Source organism: Blastopirellula sp. SH421, assembly GCF_057808535.1.
Genome location: NZ_CM173712.1, coordinates 2,967,627 through 2,987,068 on the forward strand (window position 1 = coordinate 2,967,627; position 19,442 = coordinate 2,987,068).

A 19,442-nucleotide genomic window follows, 5' to 3' on the forward strand; every position below is an offset into this window, starting at 1 on the left:
GATTTCGTGAATCGATCACCTTGGACAATTCGCACAATCGCAATCAGCAGTCTTTGGCTGTTGGCGTCGTCGCTTGCTGCGCAAGAGATGCCGAAGATGCGGGTCGCTCAACCGGATGACATACCTTTCGATCAGATCGTGCTGCGCGAAAAAGATGAATGGTTTGCGATCAGCATTCGTCCGTTGGTTCTCCCCGAGGGGAGATTTTTGGACACCCTGCAAGAGACGGAAAAAGTCCGGATGATCGCCGAGGATGGCCGTACGCTGGAAGTCCAACGTAAATTCATCACGGAATACGCCAGCTTTCCGCAGCTCTTGTTGGCCGAAGCGAAACGTTTGGTATCGTCTGGCGATCTTGACGGAGCCTATGCCTACTTCGACCGCTTGCTGATCGACTATCCGCAATTCGAGGGATTGTCGACTTCGCTTTCTGCTTACTTGTATGAGAACGCCAAGGTTTCGTTCCGCAATGAAAACTATGGCGAAGCGTTAGGGCTGCTGGAAGAAGCAAAATCGTATCGCTCGCCGGTTGAAAACCTTGATACGGCGATCAACGCAGCCATCGACAAGATGCTGGCGAATTACGTAGAGCAGCAAGATTTTGCTGCTGCCCGTGATCTGCTGACCCGATTTTCGCAGCGGCGGTACGGCAGTTTAGCGGCAGTCTCCAAATGGAAAGCTCATTTGGAAGCAGAAGCGGGCAAACAGCGAGACGAAGCTCAGCGACTGATGGAGGCCGGGGATTTAAACGCCGCATTTATTGCTGCCAAGCGAATGCGTCTAATCTATGCCGATGTCAGCGGCGGGGCCGAGTTATCACAACAACTTGCCGAACGTTTTCCTTTCATCCGGGTCGGAATAACTGCGCCAGGCATATCGACCGACTCCCCAAGTCTGACATTCGCTGCGACGCGAGATCGGCGGCTGTTGCATCGCTGCCTGACCGAGATGATCGGGTTTGGCGCCGACGGCAGCCAATACGCTTCGCCACTTGGCACGTTAGGTCGATCCGCTGGCGGCGTCGAGTTTAGCCTGTTATTTCGCAATCCGACCGAAACCTATCCTTGTTCGGCCCAACTGTTGAAACAACCTGCCGATTCTCTGCGCCTAAGCATGTTGCAGGAGTGCTTGGAATACGTGGATCTTGAGAATGGACGCGAGTTGCGCGTGCAATTGGAAACGCCTCACGTTCGTCCTGAAGCGTTGGCTCGGATCGAAATCAGCGACAAACTTGGAGCGGCGGCGCCCTATGTCGAAAACAGCAGCGGCGACTTACAGCGATTTGTGGTGAATCCGGACTACACCCTTCGCACTCCAACGCAGCCGCACGCAATCGAAATGCTGCCATTCGCCTATTCAAGCCGCGCCCTCTCGGCGCTTCGTGCGGGGCAAGTGGATCTGATTGATCGCTTGTTTCCCACCCAGCTTGCAGAGGCCAAAGCTGACAATTCGCTGGTCGTCGATTATTACCGGATGCCAACGATCCATTTTCTCGCTCCCAACTACGATAACCCCTTCATGCAAACTCCCACCTTTCGACGCGGCTTGCTGTATGCGATCAATCGCAGCGCGATCTTGAACGGTCGGTTGTTGGGAGAGACGGAAATCCGTGGTTCTCATGTGATCAGCGCACCGATCCCGGCGGGCCTAGAAGCGGACGATCCGGCCGGCTATGGATACGACACTTCGATCGACGCTCGTCCTTACGAGCCGGAAATGAGCGTGACTCTGTTTCGCATGGCCCTGCTAGAACTAGAGCAACAGGCAGAAGCGGATGGTTCCCAGGCGTCGCCGCTGCCCAAATCCTTAAAGCTCGGCCATCCTGATAGCGAGATCTCTCGCGAAGCGGTTACGGCGATCGCCAAGTATCTGCAACGTGTTGGCTTCGAGATCGAAGTGTTGGTCACGCCTGCCGAAGCGATGCGCGCCGCCGATGCTGGCGTAGATCTCCTTTACGTAGAAGCGTGCGTGCAGGAATCACTCGTTGATATTCCGCTACTCTTTGAACAATGCGTTCCTGGAGATCAGCAAAGTCTCTATTTGCGAGCCGCACTGCGAAGATTAAACGAAGCGACCAACTGGACCCAAGTGCGCGAACGCTTTTGGACGGTGCATCGCGTGGCGTTTGACGAAACCACAGTGCTGCCGCTGTGGCAGATGCGAGATCACTTTGTCCGCTCGTCTGAGTTCCGCGGTATTTCGCGACAGCCGATCACGCTGTTCCAAGATGTCGAGCGTTGGTCGGCGATTTCCCTGACTCCGCAAAAGGGAAATTAAATGCGATCTTGTTTGACCGCCATCCTGGCTGGCTGGGTTCTGTTTGTCTCGCAAAACGCCGCTGCGGCGCCGTGGGAGTTTGATCCGTATCGGATCGAAGTTTGGATCGCGACCGATGATCCCCGCTTATTGGAGCAAAAGGCTTGGGAGCAGTTGCGCGAGCAGATTATCGAGCGAAGTTGGATCTCTGCCAGAGCGGTCTGGGGCGTTGAAGTCAATGCTTGTCCGATCGAATTGCAGTGGGACGCGTTTCACAATCTCGCCGGCATGACGCAGAGTTTGGCGCCGCTCGCGGCAAGCTCGAACGACCAAATGCTGGATAAGATCGCCTTGGTGACGATTCAGGCCAACGGATCACAGCTTGAAGTGGCGACGCGCCAATTTGATCTGCGCACGCAACAATGGGGCGGCGTCCATCGCCAATTGGTAGGCAATGTGCAACTGATCAGCAGCGTTGTGGTGGATCTGCTACGACGTTCCTTTGAACCGATCGGACAGATTGAAAGGATCAACGAGGACGAAGCGCTGATCCTCATGAAAGCGCAAGGCTTGGCCGAGTCGCTTGATTCGCCGGCGAGCGTTCCGCCTGGCTCGGCGATGACCGTGATGCTGCGGCGGTTGAACCGGGTCGGCCAAATCGAGCCCAACGGGCTACAGCCGATCGACTGGACGGTGTTGGAAGTGCTGGAGGATCAGTGGAACTTCAAACGTTGCAAAATCCTCTCTGGCTTTCGGCGTCCGCTGGCCGGGCGAAAAAGTGTTCGTGTCGAACGCCTTGCAATTGGTGTGAAACCGTCGCGAGAGCAAACCGAGCTTCACTTAAAGAGTCGCCAGGGGAATGCGCTCGCGGGCTATGAGATCTACGCCAAAGATACCAAGACCGGCAAAAGCGAACGGCTTGCCGAAAGCGACGAGCATGGAGTCGTGGAACTTCTGCTGGATCCGGCTCATCCGCTGCGCCTGTTATACGTGCGCAGCGGCGGAAGTTTGTTGGCTCGGCTGCCGCTGGTGCCGGGCCTCGATCAGCAGGTAACGGCGCTGGTCAGTGACAACTCTCGGCAGATCGAAGCGGAAGGGTTTGTGCTGGGCTGGCGACGTCAAATGCTCGATTCGATCGCTCGCCGCGAATTGATCGCTGAGCGAATTCGTCGTCGCCTGGAAGAGGAGAACATCGATGACGCCGAAAAGTGGTTGGAAGAACTTCAAAAGATGAAGTCGATCAACGACCTGCTTTATCAGTTTCGCCAGGCAAAAAACGACTTTCTGGAGGGCGGTTCGTCCGATCCACGCGTCACCGCTCAGATCTCGCAACTGTTTGACAAAGCTCAGCAGTCGGCCAGTAAGAACTACAATCGCAATCTCGAACGTGATCTAGCCGCTGAAGTGAAAAAATTGCGAGATTCCAACGGAGCCTTTGGCGGTTCGCAGCCGTTTCCGATTCCCGCCAATAGCTCGGACGATTTCGGTAATTAACCAGTGCTTTGCCAGCAATGCTTTAACGTGTCGCCATCATCAGGTAGGTGACGATAGATCCCAGCAGGGCCGACAGCGGTAAGCCGACCAATAGCGCGATCGTCAAACGACGTTCGCGCCGCGTCTGACGCGGCTGAAAGAGAAGCCGTGAAGAACTAGCAGATTGGATTGCTTGCGTATCTTGCGATGCGAACAACGATTGCTCAGTCGATTGCGAAGTTTGGCTGGGGATATCGTCGGTGCTAACCTCGTAAGCGTTCGAGCCGGCTTCGGTATCGTTGAGATGGCCGCCGTTGGCGTAAACCGGCGGTGGCGGCTGCCAGGCAGGTTGCATCGTCTGATTTAGTTCGAACTGCCGCGAATCGGAGACCCATGGTTCGAGCCGCGCGACAATTTCGGCCGCTGATTGAATCCGTTTGTCGGGGTTTTTCTCCATCATCTCGGCGATGACGTCAACCAAATCTCGATCGATGTCGGGGTTGAACCGATGCGGATGCAGCGGCGGCTCATCGCGATGACGGCGCGCTTTGTCTTGGACCGATCCGCCGGGGAACGGAACTTTGCCGGTCAGCGCGTAATAGAACGTGCAGCCCAGCGAGTAGATATCCCACAGCGTCGAAACTTCGGAAGGGTCGCGGATCTGCTCTGGCGCCAGATAATCAATCGTGCCGACGATCTTGCCCGACGAACCAGAACTGTTCGCTTCGTTCATGAAGTCAGCCAAACCCAGGTCAGAGACTTTTGCCTGACCCTCAGGAGTCACCAAGATATTGCCTGGCTTTACATCACGGTGGCAGAGATCTTTCTGGTGGGCGTAATCAAGGCCGCGGGCCGCATGGGAAACGATCGTTGCCGCATGGTACTGCGTCAAATGCCTTTTGGCGCGAATGAGCCGACGCAAATCAGTCCCCGGCACGTATTCCGTCACCAGATAGTGGACATTACCATCTTGGCCAGCGTCGTAGGCCCGCACCAGACAAGGGTGATCCAATTGGGCCTGCATGCGTATTTCTCGCATGAATCGACCAATTGCCTCCGGAGTGCTGCGCTGCAGCGGCAAGACCTTGATCGCGACCTGGCGACCCATAAAGTTGTGTTCGGCCTTGAAGACCTGCCCCATGCCTCCCTGACCGATCCAGTCAGTAATGACATAGGGGCCCAAAGTGAGCTTGGTCAGGCCTTTACGCAGTTGGTCGGCCTGATACTGGGTGAGCATTTTGCACTCGACCAGGGCCGCTGCGAGATCCTCGTCACTGACCGTGCGACGAATCGAAGCCGCATGCAGTCGCTGAACGGTCTCTTCGATTTGATCCGAAGAGATTAGTCCGCTGACTAACGCGGTTTCTCGAAACGATTTAGCTGACCCTGTAGACACGGCGCTCTTGCCAGAAAGAAAAGTAGTTGAGTTGATTTTACTCGCTTCCCGCATTCTTCAAGAGGCGAGAAATGGAAATTAAGGTTTTTTCAGATTCAAACCATTTCTTGGTTACAGATAAGATTGCCATGCCTCTGGCAAGGGCGCTTCGATCGTAAGTTTGGACTTCAGCGTGGGATGCGTAATCACAAGCCGTCGTGCATGTAACGCAATTCCCGGCGCATAACGATCGGTGGATCCATACTTTTTATCCCCCAGAATTGGCGCTCCGCGATTGGCAAGTTGCAGCCGAATCTGATGTTTTCGCCCGGTGATTAGCCGTAACTGCAGCATCTGGCAGTTTCGCAGGCGCTGTTGTTCAAGGATCTCCAGTTCGGCCCGGTCGGCGTCAGCAGTCCCCTCCTCTGCGATCACCATCCGGTGGAGGCGATCTTCTTTGCGGATCCAGTCAACGAGCTCTCCGTTGCGAATTTTGGGCCCTGACGGAACCAATGCGCTATATTCTTTGATGGTCGAACGATCTCGGAATTGCTCAGAAAGTCGCGATGCCGCTTTGGAGGTTCGCGCAAATAACAGCACGCCGGTCACATGGGCATCGATCCGACTAACAATGCCGACATAGACGTTACCCGGTTTGTTGTAGGTCCGTTTCAAATAATCTTTGGCCCACTGTACCGCGCTCGGCTCCCCCTCTTGAGCGCCCATGGTCGCTAGTAACGCCGGTTTCGAGATCGCTAATAAATGATTATCTTCGTAAAGAACTAGCGGAGCTGCGTACTTCATAGGATGATCGTCATTGGAAAGCGCGGGGCTACCCGCAAAAACTTCGATTCTAAGCGTCCCACGCCCAATCATTCCAGACCTGCGAATGTATCCCAGTTTGATCTTGGCCAGCGGCTCTCCTCGGCGACGTGAATTATTAACCGTCGCGGGGATCGACTTTCAGGTGTGTTTACCACATGCCGACGCGGAAACTCCGCCCCAAGTCGGCGAATCGCCGCGCGATACCGTTTTGCGACTCGCCCACGACAAAGCAGCCAATGTTGCTGGTCGAACTGGGGAGGGAATTATTTTGGCCGCCGATACTTTGGCCGCATGCGACGGGCTGCCGCTCGGAAAACCGCACAATCGCGACCATGCCCGCGAAATCTTGCAAACGCTGCGTGGGCGCGATCATACGGTCATCACCGCAATCTGTCTCTGGCGCCGTCCCGATGATTTTATCGCAGTCGATGCGGCGGAAACCGCATTGCGGATGCGAATGCTCAGCGACGCCGAGATCGAGTCCTATCTCGATACCGACCTCTGGCGAGGGAAAGCAGGCGCCTTTGGCTTGCAGGATCGCATTGATTGGATCGAAGTGGTCGACGGCAGCCAATCGAACGTGGTTGGTCTTCCGCTTGAGTTATTGGCGATTTTACTGATGAATTTTCATGAGTGATCCAGCCTCAATAGCTCTTTTAGGCCAATCGAGCCGAGCCGAAACTTGTGCGTGTGGTTAATCGATAATTTTCTAGAATCCGCCTTGGTAATCGGCGATAAGATCGCGATCGCTCAAAATGGACGCACTCTTGCGACCAATAAAAAAGAAGGCCGATGCGGCGTCAAACGACGCTTTTTGTCGCACTAGGTAGTAGTCAAAGTATTTCAGCCAAAACAGGCTGCAGCGTGCCGCCAGACTAGCCGCCGAACGGAGACGTTGCGAGCGGAAAAAGCTCATCATGAAATAGCGAGCCGTCCAGGCCAGCGCCATTCCGGGGCCGCAAGTCACCCCGGATTCAACTTCTTCAAAATGGCGAAACAGTCGCCGATGTCCGAGACGCGTAAAGCGAGTAAAGTCGAACTGGCGGCCGTGCACCTGTTGAATGAACGGGGTGTCGGCGTAAACAAAGCCATCTTTGCGTAGCACGCGGTAAATTTCTTCGACGCAGCATTGCGGATCGAGCACATGCTCGAGCACTGCTTGGACGATCACTGCGTCAAACGCGTCACCACGAAACGGCAAATTATGAGCGTCGCAAATAATCTTCGTTCTTGGTCCCCACGAGGCGTCGGTTTCGATCACTTCGATCGCCGTATCACCGAGAAGTTGATCGAGTCCAGCTCCCACGACCCCGCCGCCGATCACAAGAACGCGAACCGGTCGCTTGCGAGCTTTCAGCAGCTCGGCCAGCGTTGCGAGATTCCGTTTGGCGGAAACGTTGCACGATAAATCAGGAAGATGTTCGCTAATCCACTGATGCAGCGGATGATTGGAGCGGAAAAAGGTCTCTTCGTCCGCCTCAAATCCGCGGATGTCAAAGATGCTGTTCGCTTCGTTGATCAAAATCGGCACGCCGCGCGATGTAGGAAAGACGTGACCGCAGGTCGGCGATTCGCACGCCAGCGTATCGTCCTGATGGATCAAGGCTTGCCCACAGATGGGACAGTCCAAAATGTCTAAGGGAAGCGACATGGCGAATTCAGGGGAGAAAGAACAAAAACCGCCGCCTGTGCGGGGATCTGCTCAAACATAGGTTGCAGGTAAGTAGACTTAGGCATCAATGCAGCGCTTTTAAACGAACAGAGAGATCCCAAACGGGATAATCGGCATAAAGAAACCACCCATCGAAGTGCGGGCAGTGCTTTCCGAATCGGCGGGCCTGCGATTGCAGCGCAAACTAAAAGTTGAGCAGCGCGCATAAAAAAAGGCCCCAGCGGTTTAGCTGGGGCCTTTTTGTTGTATGAAATCCGGCGATACCTACTTTCGCACTTTTGGTACTATCATCGGCTCGAAAAGCTTGACGGCTGTGTTCGGAATGGGAACAGGTATAACCTTTTCGATATGGTCACCGGAAAAGGCAAGCGTCAACGTGAGGGCTGACGCGAGCCTAATGACTCATGGCAAACGGCGGACTGGGTTAGCAGTCCGCAGCGTAGTGGCCATCCGTCGCATGCCGAAAGCATTGAAGCTTTGTGTGTCTCGTTCATCGGAATGAACTTGGAGCATGCGACCGAAGTTGATTGTCTAGAGAATGCTTTTCTCGAGTGAAAAGCGTTGAATATATGTGGTCAAGCTTTCGTCCGTTAGTACTGGTTAGCTGAACACATTACTGTGCTTACACATCCAGCCTATCAACCTGGTCGTCTTCCAGGGGACTCTCGCACTAAAGTGCTTACGAATTCTAATCTTGGAGCGGGCTTCACGCTTAGATGCTTTCAGCGTTTATCCTTTCCGACCATAGCTATCCAGCCGTGCCACTGGCATGACAACTGGGACACCAGAGGGTCGTCCTTCCAAATCCTCTCGTACTAAAGAAGAACCTCCTCAAAATTCGTACGCCCACAGCAGATAGGGACCGACCTGTCTCACGACGGTCTGAACCCAGCTCACGTACCACTTTAATCGGCGAACAGCCGAACCCTTGGGAGCTTCTTCACCCCCAGGATGTGATGAGCCGACATCGAGGTGCCAAACCGCATCGCCGCTATGGACGCTCGGATGCGATAAGCCTGTTATCCCCGGAGTACCTTTTATCTGATGAGCGATAGCCCTTCCATACGGGACTACCGGATCACTATGACCTACTTTCGTACCTGCTCGACCGATAAGTCTCGCAGTCAAGCACCCTTTTACCATTGCGCTCTTTGCCTGATGGCCAACCAGGCTGAGGGTACCATTGCACTCCTCCGTTACTCTTTGGGAGGAGACCGCCCCAGTCAAACTGCCCAACTGACACTGTTCCCTGTCCGGATTCACGGATATTCAGGGTTAGAGCTAAAACATATTCAGGGTGGTATTTCAAGGACGGCTCCTTCGATGCTGGCGCACCGAGATCAAAGCCTCCCACCTATCCTACACAGAACATATCTCAGACCAATATCAGCCTACAGTAAAGGTTCACGGGGTCTTTCCGTCTAACTGCGGGTATGTGGCATCTTCACCACAACTACAATTTCACCGGGTCAGTGGTTGAGACAGTGCTCCAGTCGTTACGCCTTTCATGCAGGTCGGAACTTACCCGACAAGGAACTTCGCTACCTTAGGACCGTCATAGTTACGGCCGCCGTTTACCGGGGCTTCGGTCGCGAGCTTGCACCCTCTTCCTTAACCTACCGGCACCGGGCAGGCGTCAGACCCTATACATCCTCTTGCGAGTTAGCAGGGTCCTGTGTTTTTGATAAACAGTCGCCAGAGCCGATTTTCTGTGGCCCCCAACAGCTTGCACCGTCAGGGGCACCCCTTATCGCGAACTTACGGGGTCATTTTGCAGAGTTCCTTAACCACTGTTCTCCCGAGCGCCTTGGTCTACTCGACCTACCTACCTGTGTCAGTTTTAGTACGGTTAAAACGTCTTCATCCCTTAGAAGCTTTTCTTGGACGTCCTACCGATGATTACCTCTAATCGAGTCAGATCGACAGCTTGTATTCCGGGAGCGGATTTTCCAATCTCCCCAACTTGCTGCAAATCACGGGCTGTTCCACCAGCCCGATCACCTTTCGGACGCCGTCCCTCCATCGGTCCAACGTTCTAGCGCAGGAATATTAACCTGCTATCCATCGTCTACGCCTTTCGGCCTCGACTAAGGTACCGGCTAACCCTGGGCGGAATTGCCTTCCCCAGGAAACCTTAGGTATTCGGCGAACAGGATTCTCACCTGTTTAATCGTTACTCATTCCGGCATAATCACCCGATAGCCCCAACACCGCTCCTTTCGGTACGGCTCGTATCTGACTATCGGCGCTCTCCTACCACTTTCGTCCGCTGCTTCGGTGAGACGCTTACTCCCGATCATTATCGGCGCAGAATTACTCGACCAGTAAGCTGTTACGCACTTTTTAAATGGTGGCTGCTTCTAAGCCAACATCCTGGTTGTCACAGTAATTCAACCTCCTTAGTGACTGAGCGTCTCTTCGGGACCTTAACAGACGGTCTGGGTTGTTTCCCTCTCGACCACGAAGCTTATCCCTCGTGGACTGACTCCTGAGATAGTCGCCCCGGTATTCGGAGTTTGGTTCAATAGGGTACCCCGGGAAGGGGCCCCAAATCGATTCAGTCTCTCTACCCCCGGTGCGTAGTGGCTCAAGGCTAGCCCTAAAGCTATTTCGGAGAGAACGAGATATCTCCAAGTTTGATTAGACTTTCACTCCTCCCCACAAGTCATCCCCTCGGTTTTCAACCCAAGTGGGTTCGGTCCTCCACGTGGTATTACCCGCGCTTCAACCTGCTCATGGGTAGATCACTTGGTTTCGCGTCTACAGCCTACGACTAACGCCCTATTCAGACTCGGTTTCCCTCTGGCTTCAGTCCGTAAGACTTTAACCTGCCGCAGACCGTAACTCGCCGGATCATTATGCAAAAGGCACGCCGTCACCCATAAATCGGGCTCCGACCGCTTGTAAGCGTATGGTTTCAGGTTCACATACCTCCCCTAACAGGGGTTCTTCTCATCTTTCAGTCGCCATACTGAGTTCACTATCGGTTATCAGAGAGTATTTAGCCTTACGGGATGGTCCCCGTGGATTCAGTCCAGGTTTCACGTGCCTGAACCTACTCAGGTATCTCTCGGGAGATAATGCCGCTTTCGTTTACCGGGCTGTCACCGTCTATGGCCGACCTTTCCATGTCGTTCAACTAGCAGATTACTTTGTAACTCCCATGTGAGAGACCCTACAACCCCGTGAAGAAAATCCCCACGGTTTGGGCTATTTCGCTTTCGCTCGCCGCTACTTACGAAATCGAGTTTTCTTTCTCTTCCTCCAGGTACTGAGATGTTTCAGTTCTCTGGGTTAGCCACTTACGCCTATGTATTCAACGTAAGTCATTCAGGAATCCCGGGATCAACGTTCGTTTGACAACTCCCCCAGGCTTATCGCAGTCTTCCACGCCCTTCATCGCCTTCTGATACCAAGACATCCCCCATACGCCCTTAATAGCTTGACCACAAATATTCAAAGCTCTTCAGCAAAGAACATCTTTCAAACTACCGGACCTAAGTCTTTCCGACGCCTCACGGCGGCGGCCAGTTTAGATATCCGATCTTATTTAACGATTATTCGCTCGAGAATTTCACCTTAAAATTAACCCCCAGCTTGTAGAACCGGGGGTCCGGTTACTTTTGCATTCTCTATATCTTCACGACTCAATTCCGCGGCCGCAAACTGAACCAACTCCTCAGCCTCCACTCCCCTGCACTTGCATGCAAAGTCGCTTCCACCAGGAAGTCATGTTTAAATCGCAAACCACATCTTCAAGACGTGATGAATGCCATCTACTTCATTTGCCAAATTGTCAAAGAACTTGCTGGCCACTTTGGCCAACCGCTCGAACTGAGCGAGGAGAGTTCAGGCTCGATTCTCTCGAATCCTGATGACTGAACTCTCCTTGATCAGTCTCGTTCCCGTTTGGGGAAGCGTCCAAATATAACCAAACCAAAACCGAAGTAAAGGGGCCAACTGCATTTTTCTGAAAAGTTGTTTTCGAGGCTGTGATCGCGAATCAACGCGAGCGGAGCCAAACAAGCAGTTTCGTCAAAAGCAATCGGCCAAAGCAGTGGAGCCGACCCGGATCGAACGGGCAACCTCCTGCGTGCAAGGCAGGCGCTCTCCCAGTTGAGCTACGGCCCCGATTCGGTCTAAACCGAGTCGGAAGTGGGCGCACCAAGATTCGAACTTGGGACCTCGTCGTTATCAGCGACGCGCTCTAACCAACTGAGCTATGCGCCCTTGTTGACGGCATTGCCGTAACAGGAAGTTCGTTATTCTAGGCAGAGCGGCTTTCTTGTCAAACGGGCAACCGCCCTGGATCGAAAAATTTGCTGCTGAAAGCTGCAAAACTGCGGTAAAATGGCCACCTATCAAGGGTTCGGCCTGAAAAAAGGAGGCGAAAAAATCGGGATAGGTTCGTCTTAACCGGGCTGATTCGTCGAAAATTGAGGATGTTGTAAATACGGAAAGTGTGGATAATCCCTGGTGCTGTCATCACCGGAGTCTCACAGAAGCAAGGATGCATAGAACAATGGCGATTTTCAAGCCGCACACTACTCTCTCGTTGGCCGCCGCGCTTGCCGCTGCGGCAACGGGGACACTGCAAGCCGCGACTCCCACCGTCGAACAGGCCTTGCAGTTGGCTCCTCTTCAAGAGGTTGAATACGAGATACCGACGCCGGAAGAGATCGCCAAGTGCTCGATACGCGCTGAAAAGGTCAATGGCGCAACGGGCTGGGTGGTTTATGGACCGGCTGGCGAAAAGATGCGTCAATTCGTCGACTCTAACGGCGATAACAAGGTCGATCTCTGGGCCTACTACAACAATGGAGTCGAGGTTTATCGCGATCTCGACACCGATTTCAACAGCAAGGCCGATCAATATCGTTGGTTGGCGACCGGCGGCTCTCGCTGGGGCTTTGACGACAATGAAGATGGAACGATCGATCGCTGGGAAATTATTTCGCCAGAAGAGGTCTCGGCCGAAATCGTCGCCGCTGTTCGTGAAAAAGACGTAAAACGCTTTCAATCGCTGCTGCTAACCGCCGACGAAGCGAATGAATTGGGACTCGGCAAAGACAAAGCGGCTGAGTTGATCAGTTCTCTAACCGCCGCCGCCAACGAGTTCACCAAGTGGGCCGCTTCGCAAACTGCTGTGAAGAGCGGGACGAAATGGGTGCATTTTGGTGCAACCCGACCTGGGATCGTTCCGGCCGGAACCAATGGGGCCACCCAGGACCTATTGGTCTATGAAAACGTCGCCGCTGTCGTTGAAACCGCTGGCGAGCATAGCCAGATCGATATCGGCACGCTGGTCAAGCTGGGGAATGCTTGGAAGGTGATCGCCGCGCCGCGAAACGCGGCAGTCGCCGATTCGGCCGCTTCGCAAGGCTTCTTTTTCCAAGCGTCGTTTGCGGCCAAACGCCCTGAAATGGAAGGAGCTGGCGGTCGTCCGGCGGTGAATGCCGAAGCTCAAAAGCTGTTGGATGAGCTGGAACTGTTGGACGAAAAACTGACGATGGCGACCACTGCGGCTGCTCGCCAGGACGTTACCAAGCAACGTATAGCCACGATCGAGGCATTGGCCGCTGCTAGCGGCGAAGGCGAAGCACGCGACAACTGGCTGCGTCAATTGGCCGACGCAATCAGTGCTGGAGTGCAAACCGGCGAATATCCTGACGGCATGGCCAAGCTAGAGTCACTCGCCGATGCGACCGCCAAAGCTGCGCCCGGCAGCGATGTTGCGTCTTACATTCAATTCCGGCGGATGAGCGCCGATTACACGCATCAATTGCAGGACCCCAACGCCAACTTCACCAAGGTGCAAGACGCCTGGTTGGAGAGTCTGGAAGGGTTCGTTAAAGCCTACCCGAAGAGCGATGACGCCGCCGAGGCAATGTTGCAATTGGCGATCGCCAACGAATTTGCTGGCGAAGAAGACAAAGCCCAGGCCTGGTATTCGCAGATTCGTGACGACTTTGCGGGGACTCCCCTGTCGAAAAAGGCGGAAGGTTCGCTGCGACGTTTGACTTCGGTCGGTAAGACGATCGAAGTGTCTGGTAAAACGCTCGACAACAAGCCGGTCAGTCTTGCTTCGCTCAAAGGACGCGTTGTGCTGGTCCACTTTTGGGCGACCTGGTGCGAGCCTTGCAAGCAAGATCAGACGACCATGCGTCAGTTGCAGGCCAAATATGGTCGTAAGGGATTTGAGCTGATCGGGGTCAGTCTGGATTCGGATAAAACCGAGCTGGCCAAGTATCTGACGCAAACCCGGCTGACTTGGCCGCAGATCTATGAAGACGGTGGACTTGATAGCCCGCTCGCCACCGATCTGGGCGTGTTGACGTTACCGACCATGTTTTTGGTGGGCGCCGATGGCAAAGTGATTAGTCGTAATATTCACGTCAGCCAGCTCGATACCGAGTTGGGTAAGTTGCTGAAGTAGTTGCTGCTCCTTCACATCCGGTAGTAAATCGAGAAGCCGCCCAATTGGGGCGGCTTTTTTTTGTGACAAAATAGGGTAAATGCGGGAATTGATCTTCGGGAATGAGGGGGACTTTAGTAAAAAAAGGCCCAGTGGGCGAAAAAGTGAAAACAATTCACCGCCCTACCCCGGACAAGGAAGTCTAGGGAGTCACGGCTTATGATTTTCGATGAGGGCACGGATGCTAGGTCTGATTGATGTGGTCGATACTCAGGGCTTGTCACTGTTGGTAGTCATCTATCTTCTAAGTGCTGCCTGGGTGACGCTGGCTCGTAAGCGTCAGTTTCGCGGTTGGATCGCAACTGCTTGTCGCTGCGGCGCTGTGGCTTCGATGTTTGTATTGTGCGGGGTCGCGATATTGCAGATCGCGGTCAATTGTCCTTATTGGATTTGCAGCGCCAGCGTGCTGTCGTTGTTGGTGGTTGGATGCGTCTTTGATAGTCAAGGGAGTCGGATCTCGTATCATTCGATCTAGCCGAAGCAACTCTTTTGCTCGCCAGCTTGCTAGCGACCTGGCGTCTGGCCAATCGCTAACGGCGTAAATTCTGGACTCTGCCGTCGCCTGTTGTTGTCAGCAGGTCTCTTACTTTCGGCATGATTGCCAAAACCGGAAAAAAACCTACCTTTCAGCCGGCCGATCTGCCGAAATCATTGCTAGAAGTCTGTTGCTGTTGCTTTCTGGTTATGTGAAAGCAGCGCCAGCCTTCGAGGGAATGAATCACTTTTCGCCCCCCGCAGCAAAGCAGACCGGGGCGATTGATCAGACATGCCGCACTGAAATCAGGAGGCGATGATGCGATTTTCGTGGATTGGGAGCGCCAGCACGTTCCTATTATTCGCGCTGCCGATGTTTGCATCGGCTCAGGCGCCCGGTCAGCAAGTGCCGCTTGGCAGACCGATCATGGCTGGCCAGCCTGTGGGCTATCAGCAGCAGATGCCTCCTGGGATGCCCCCGGGTCAACAAATTCAACAAGTCGGATTCCAAGGTCAGGGCTGTCCTCCGGGGCAAGGTTGCCCGCCTGGATACGGCGGCCACGGCCATGGAATGGTCGGCAACGGCGATCCTGGTTACGGGATGGGGCCTGGCATGGGCGGAGCTCCAGGCTATCCGGGCTTCGGCGTCGATCAGTATCCAAAACAACAAGCGGCTTCGACGTATCCGTACATCGGCTCGCATTATCCGTATCCGCAGATTCCACTCGGCTGGCGAAAGACGACGTTGGAATGGGATGACGGTTATTGGTGGCTCGAATTCCATCGTCGTAAATCGCGGCATCACACCCACTAGTCTTGGGTGGCGATCGCTAGGCGACTCAAAGAGCCTCGTCTCATGGCGAGGTTCTTTTATTGCGCAGGGAGTGACTTTGAGGTCCTTTGTATCCTCAAAATCGAAAAAAACAGTGCCATTAGGACGTCCGCATTGCCGACAACTAATGACAGTTATGCCGCTTCCGCGGTGCGTAGCGAACGCAAGCGACGCAGCATGAGCAGCAAACGTCATCGCCTGTCGACTTTTGAAGGTCGACGTTTTCGACCCGCAACGGAAATGACGGCGGACGTGATTCACTCGGATCGCTTACGGATAAATTTAGGAGGGGGAACCATGCGACGGTTTTGGAAATTAGCGCTACTGGCGGCGATTACGCTCGCCCCAGTTGCGACGGTAAATGCCGACGACGCGGAAATCTCGCGTCAGATTGTCGAGCAACTCAACTCAAAGAAGTCTGAAGGAAGCCTCAAAGGTTTCAATATTGGCCTCAGCGTCGAAAATGGCGTTGTTTGGCTCGAAGGGCATGTCTCTGACAAGTCGCAGCATGACTTGGCCGTGGATATTGCTCGTCGTGTTTCCGGCGTAGAGCAGGTCGTTGACGGCGTTTCCGTCAATCAACCGAACGCACCCGCCGTACAAGGCGTACTGGTTTCGGCCGCAGAAACGGTCACTCCAGAAGGTCAGCCTCGCGAATTGCGAGCACAGCCGATCTACGCCGATCTGCCGCGAACCGCTTCGGCAGCTCCGTTGGCTCCGCAAATGTTGCGTCCGATTCCGGCCGCTTCGCAGCAGCAAACTCCGGCCATCGCTTCGATGCCGAACTATCAGCAAGGTCAGCAGGATCAGGCACAGACGCCAGGGCAAATGCCGCGTGCGTTTGCTCAGGCCGGAACGCAAGACTTCCGCTACGCGTCGGCTCGGATGCAGCCGCCGGTACCGGTGCAGCCTCCGTCGTACTACCCGACCGCATCAGGTTACGCGTCGCCGGTTCGGTATGACAACCCGCAGATGCCGGGCTATGCTTGGCCAGCTTACGCGGCTTACCCCAACTACGCTGCTCTGCAATATCCCAAAAAGTACTCACCGGCGGCTTGGCCGTATGTGGGTCCGTTCTACCCGTACCCGCAAGTTCCGCTCGGCTGGCGTAAAGTCACGATGGAATTCAACAAGGGTTGGTGGACAGTTGACTTCAAGGCTCGTCGTCACGGCCGCTGGTAATGGGCACATCGCCTGTTGAGTTTCGGCAGGCGAATGCTTTTAAAACTTGAAACGCCAGAATCGCGACATCGGTTTTGATTCGGCGGGCTGCGAAGAGCTCGGCTTAGAGATTGGCAAAGTTGAAAAGCGTCATATTGGCAATTTTCAGCAAGCTGCAAGAGATACGTAAGCGATACCATCACCGAAAGCGAGTAGCCGTTTAGCCAGGGCGAAAGCTGGATGGCGATCCGAACCCCTGAAAGATTGCTGCCTTTCAGGGGTTTTTTCATGCGCAGAGCGAAAATCGGGCCTGCGTTTCAGGAAATTGCCGTGCGACCGGAAAAGGCCGCAAGTTTGTTACAGCTTCACACGATAAATAGCACTAGCAGCAGATGCCGCGTTTTTGAGCGGCGACCTAACGGATTGGGCTTCGCCCGCAAAACAGCGCCCTGGCAAAACTGAGAGGTAGTTCCATGTTCCGTATCAGCCTTCGTACCTATCTTGGCTTGGCGATCGCGGCAGCGACGTTGACCAACGTCGGGTGTGCGACGCAAGGTCCCTATTTGGGCCCGTTTTTTATGCCGTTCCCGGTTTCGCCTTACTTTCAAGAGGCGAAAGAAGACGAGTTTCTCGAGCACGAACGGTACGGTCGTGTACCGGTTCTGCCGCCGATTCCGCCGGGAGGTCCGCACGTTGCGATGGACACTCCTAGCGATGATGAAGTGATGCGTGCGCTCGAGCGAGCTCGTCCGACCGAAGGGGGCATGCCGTTTTTGCACGAAGTGAATCGCAACAACGTTCGCATCGTCAAAGAAAAGATCGCCGACTATGTCGATCCGCCGCGTGTGATGCCGCTGGTTGGCCCGGTTCAACTGCACCATGCCCACTACAAGTGCACGGTCTACTTCACCGAAGTCAAGCGAATCGGTTGGCCTGTCCCGCATACCTTGGTTGACGAAGATACTCGCGAAGTGGTCTACATCGACCATAATCACCTGCACCGTGTCGGTGATCCCTACGAAGGCTCGCAGCCAATGGGCCCGCCCAAGCGATAATCATCTCGCCTGGTGTTGCTAACAACCATTCAAAACCGCGTCCAACTTAGGACGCGGTTTTTTTATGCGCTCCCCCTGCTCTATCAATTACTTGTCGGTCATTTGCGATTACTATGAACCGCTATGAAAGTACCCCCTGTTCACGCATCGCAGACTGATCCCATCACTGGGCGCCGGCTGCTTGTGCGCACGCAAACTCCGCTGCCCGAGAATCTCCCCAGCTGGGGCGTCGCGATCCTCGAGAGCCATCATGCGCCGGGCTTTGTCATGGAGTGGCGCTCGCACCCTTTTATCAAGGTGCAATATGTCTTGGCCGGTCGCGGACAAATCGCGATCGGCAATGACAGCTATACCGTCGGGCCGCGCGATATTGTGGTAGTTCCGGCCGAACGGCGGAATCGGATCGAGGATGATCCTAACTCGCCGATGTCGCTCTACATTCTGTGCATCGAAAAACGCCTCCTCGGCTTCGATCCGCAGGTCACGTCGGTCTTGCCGCATGGCAAGCAGGCCTGCCAGCTTCATTTCTCGCAGCGGATCGAGCGCCGGCTGCGTCGTTTGCTGTATCAGCAGTGGCAAGCCGATCCGACCACGCCGCTGGCGATGGTCGCCAACGCGCTGGAGGTCTTGTCGCTGCTCACCTCTGAGTCGATCCCCACGGGCCAGCCTGTTAGTGATCTGAGTTTGGAACCGGATGTTGATGAAGTCGCCTCCTATGTTCGGCATGTTGATTCTTACTTTTTTGAAGCAAGCACCATTGATGAGGTGGTGAAAGAGCTGGGAATGCCGCGTCGCCGCTTCACCCACATCTTCCGCCGCCTGACCGGGCAGACCTGGCTAAACTATGTGCAGCGCAAGCGCATTGATCACGCGTGTCAGCTGCTGGAAGAATCAGATCGCACGATCGCATCGATCGCGTTTGAATGCGGCTTCGGCGAACTCTCAACCTTCTACCGAGCCTTCCGAAAAATCCGCAGCGTCACCCCCAAGGCTTGGCGAACTGCACATCGGGAATGAACGCACGACGCAACGCAAGTCGATGGACATGCGGTTGCAAGTGAATGAGGAATGAAAGCGGACCGGACTGCGGCGATTTTTTTTTGCGTGGCCAGTTTCTTGGTAGCCTGAATGCGTGAGCGAGGGAAATTGGGTGTAAGTAAATGACGAATGTCGAAATCCTAATGTCTAATAAAGAGTGAATTGGTGATCCACCGGACCGGACTCCGCGTCGGTTTTTTTCTGAGCGACCGGACAGTGGACCGGACTGGACCGTGTTACTTTTTTTGTATCTCTCCAATTCTTCGTAGCCCGAATGCGCGAGCGAGGGAAATGTGGGTGTAAGTAAATGACTAATGTCGAAATCCTAATGTCTAATAAAGAGTGAATTGGTGATCCACCGGACCGGACTGTGGACTGGACCGGACCGTGTTACTTTTTTTGTATGTCTCCAATTCTTCGTAGCCCGAATGCGCGAGCGAGGGAAATACGCTTGCAAGTCAACGACGAAGCACGAAAACCGCACATCGTCGCTAGGGATTTTCTTTGAGTCAGACATTGGTCCTTAGACATTCGCCCCGATGGGACAGGACACCGAACCGGACCGGACAGCAGCGTTTTTTGGCGTCGACGTTTCTGATCCGAATCTGACCCCCATTGTCCGCGGCGGATCCGCAACCAACGCGTTGCATTTGCTCGGTCAATCGCGTCCTCTCCCCAGGCGCGCACCTTTATCGCCCGGCCGATCTGCCGTATATCCAGCTCAAAAACCCACCAGCGCAGCAAACCACCCCGCCAACCTCCCCCGAAGTTGCCGACCTTCCACGACGAGGCGCCGGCAAACTGAA

12 protein-coding genes, 2 tRNA genes and 2 rRNA genes are annotated in these 19,442 nt (G+C 54.5%); 9 read left to right on the plus strand and 7 right to left on the minus strand.

What is annotated here, in order from left to right:
• Nucleotides 1-6 precede the first annotated feature (6 nt).
• Together SH421x_RS12205 and SH421x_RS12210 are read left to right on the plus strand one after the other, a co-directional pair.
• Entirely contained in the window at nucleotides 7-2,277 is a 2,271-nt protein-coding gene (locus SH421x_RS12205; protein ID WP_488855930.1) for an ABC transporter substrate-binding protein, read from the plus strand.
• A complete protein-coding gene (locus tag SH421x_RS12210; protein ID WP_488855932.1) occupies nucleotides 2,278-3,750 on the plus strand; it encodes a hypothetical protein in 1,473 nt (490 codons plus the stop codon).
• A 22-nt stretch (nucleotides 3,751-3,772) separates the two neighbouring features.
• Here SH421x_RS12210 and SH421x_RS12215 read toward each other — a convergent pair whose 3' ends face one another.
• Both SH421x_RS12215 and SH421x_RS12220 read right to left on the minus strand, forming a co-directional pair.
• Nucleotides 3,773-5,125, minus strand: a complete 1,353-nt coding sequence (locus SH421x_RS12215; RefSeq protein WP_488855934.1) for a serine/threonine protein kinase — start codon at nucleotides 5,123-5,125, stop codon at nucleotides 3,773-3,775.
• A 111-nt stretch (nucleotides 5,126-5,236) separates the two neighbouring features.
• The gene (locus SH421x_RS12220; protein WP_488855936.1) at nucleotides 5,237-5,908 is read right to left on the minus strand and encodes an RluA family pseudouridine synthase; all 672 of its coding nucleotides are present in this window, start codon (nucleotides 5,906-5,908) and stop codon (nucleotides 5,237-5,239) included.
• A gap of 85 nt (nucleotides 5,909-5,993) precedes the next feature.
• Between SH421x_RS12220 and SH421x_RS12225 the strand changes: the two genes are divergently transcribed.
• Nucleotides 5,994-6,566: a Maf family protein gene (locus tag SH421x_RS12225; RefSeq protein ID WP_488855937.1), complete on the plus strand. Its 573-nt coding sequence runs from the start codon at nucleotides 5,994-5,996 to the stop codon at nucleotides 6,564-6,566.
• A 72-nt stretch (nucleotides 6,567-6,638) separates the two neighbouring features.
• On the opposite strand, the gene SH421x_RS12230 is transcribed toward SH421x_RS12225, so the two are convergent.
• The 5 genes from SH421x_RS12230 to SH421x_RS12250 all read right to left on the minus strand — a co-directional run bounded on the left by SH421x_RS12230 (nucleotide 6,639) and on the right by SH421x_RS12250 (nucleotide 11,831).
• A complete protein-coding gene (locus SH421x_RS12230) occupies nucleotides 6,639-7,580 on the minus strand; it encodes a methyltransferase domain-containing protein (RefSeq protein WP_488855939.1) in 942 nt (313 codons plus the stop codon).
• 273 nt (nucleotides 7,581-7,853) lie between these two features.
• Nucleotides 7,854-7,961 (minus strand): 5S ribosomal RNA (rrf, locus tag SH421x_RS12235).
• 211 nt (nucleotides 7,962-8,172) lie between these two features.
• Nucleotides 8,173-11,049: ribosomal RNA gene (locus SH421x_RS12240) — 23S ribosomal RNA — on the minus strand.
• Between the two features lie 610 nt (nucleotides 11,050-11,659).
• Nucleotides 11,660-11,732 (minus strand) — tRNA-Ala (locus SH421x_RS12245).
• A gap of 25 nt (nucleotides 11,733-11,757) precedes the next feature.
• Nucleotides 11,758-11,831: transfer RNA gene (locus tag SH421x_RS12250), tRNA-Ile, on the minus strand.
• A gap of 292 nt (nucleotides 11,832-12,123) precedes the next feature.
• On the opposite strand from SH421x_RS12250, the gene SH421x_RS12255 reads away from it, so the two are divergent.
• From SH421x_RS12255 to SH421x_RS12280, 6 genes are all read left to right on the plus strand, one after another.
• Nucleotides 12,124-14,037 (plus strand): redoxin family protein, encoded by a 1,914-nt coding sequence (locus SH421x_RS12255; protein WP_488855940.1) that lies wholly within the window; start codon nucleotides 12,124-12,126, stop codon nucleotides 14,035-14,037.
• Between the two features lie 220 nt (nucleotides 14,038-14,257).
• Entirely contained in the window at nucleotides 14,258-14,551 is a 294-nt protein-coding gene (locus SH421x_RS12260) for a hypothetical protein (RefSeq protein ID WP_488855942.1), read from the plus strand.
• 315 nt (nucleotides 14,552-14,866) lie between these two features.
• A complete protein-coding gene (locus SH421x_RS12265) occupies nucleotides 14,867-15,364 on the plus strand; it encodes a hypothetical protein (RefSeq protein ID WP_488855944.1) in 498 nt (165 codons plus the stop codon).
• A 132-nt stretch (nucleotides 15,365-15,496) separates the two neighbouring features.
• Complete coding sequence (locus SH421x_RS12270; RefSeq protein WP_488855945.1) at nucleotides 15,497-16,564, plus strand: BON domain-containing protein; 1,068 nt, start codon at nucleotides 15,497-15,499, stop codon at nucleotides 16,562-16,564.
• A 452-nt stretch (nucleotides 16,565-17,016) separates the two neighbouring features.
• The gene (locus SH421x_RS12275) at nucleotides 17,017-17,598 is read left to right on the plus strand and encodes a hypothetical protein (protein WP_488855947.1); all 582 of its coding nucleotides are present in this window, start codon (nucleotides 17,017-17,019) and stop codon (nucleotides 17,596-17,598) included.
• Between the two features lie 123 nt (nucleotides 17,599-17,721).
• A complete protein-coding gene (locus tag SH421x_RS12280) occupies nucleotides 17,722-18,615 on the plus strand; it encodes a helix-turn-helix domain-containing protein (protein ID WP_488855949.1) in 894 nt (297 codons plus the stop codon).
• Nucleotides 18,616-19,442 lie beyond the last annotated feature (827 nt).

Excerpts from the sequence above, each read along its gene's own strand:
- SH421x_RS12275 (WP_488855947.1), top strand. The coding sequence starts at position 17,017 with ATGTTCCGTATCAGCCTTCGTACCTATCTTGGCTTGGCGATCGCGGCA.
- SH421x_RS12225 (WP_488855937.1), top strand. The coding sequence starts at position 5,994 with ATGTATCCCAGTTTGATCTTGGCCAGCGGCTCTCCTCGGCGACGTGAA.
- SH421x_RS12280 (WP_488855949.1), top strand. The coding sequence starts at position 17,722 with ATGAAAGTACCCCCTGTTCACGCATCGCAGACTGATCCCATCACTGGG.
- SH421x_RS12230 (WP_488855939.1), bottom strand. The coding sequence starts at position 7,580 with ATGTCGCTTCCCTTAGACATTTTGGACTGTCCCATCTGTGGGCAAGCC.
- SH421x_RS12220 (WP_488855936.1), bottom strand. The coding sequence starts at position 5,908 with ATGAAGTACGCAGCTCCGCTAGTTCTTTACGAAGATAATCATTTATTA.
- SH421x_RS12255 (WP_488855940.1), top strand. The coding sequence starts at position 12,124 with ATGGCGATTTTCAAGCCGCACACTACTCTCTCGTTGGCCGCCGCGCTT.
- SH421x_RS12265 (WP_488855944.1), top strand. The coding sequence starts at position 14,867 with ATGATGCGATTTTCGTGGATTGGGAGCGCCAGCACGTTCCTATTATTC.
- SH421x_RS12260 (WP_488855942.1), top strand. The coding sequence starts at position 14,258 with ATGCTAGGTCTGATTGATGTGGTCGATACTCAGGGCTTGTCACTGTTG.
- SH421x_RS12210 (WP_488855932.1), top strand. The coding sequence starts at position 2,278 with ATGCGATCTTGTTTGACCGCCATCCTGGCTGGCTGGGTTCTGTTTGTC.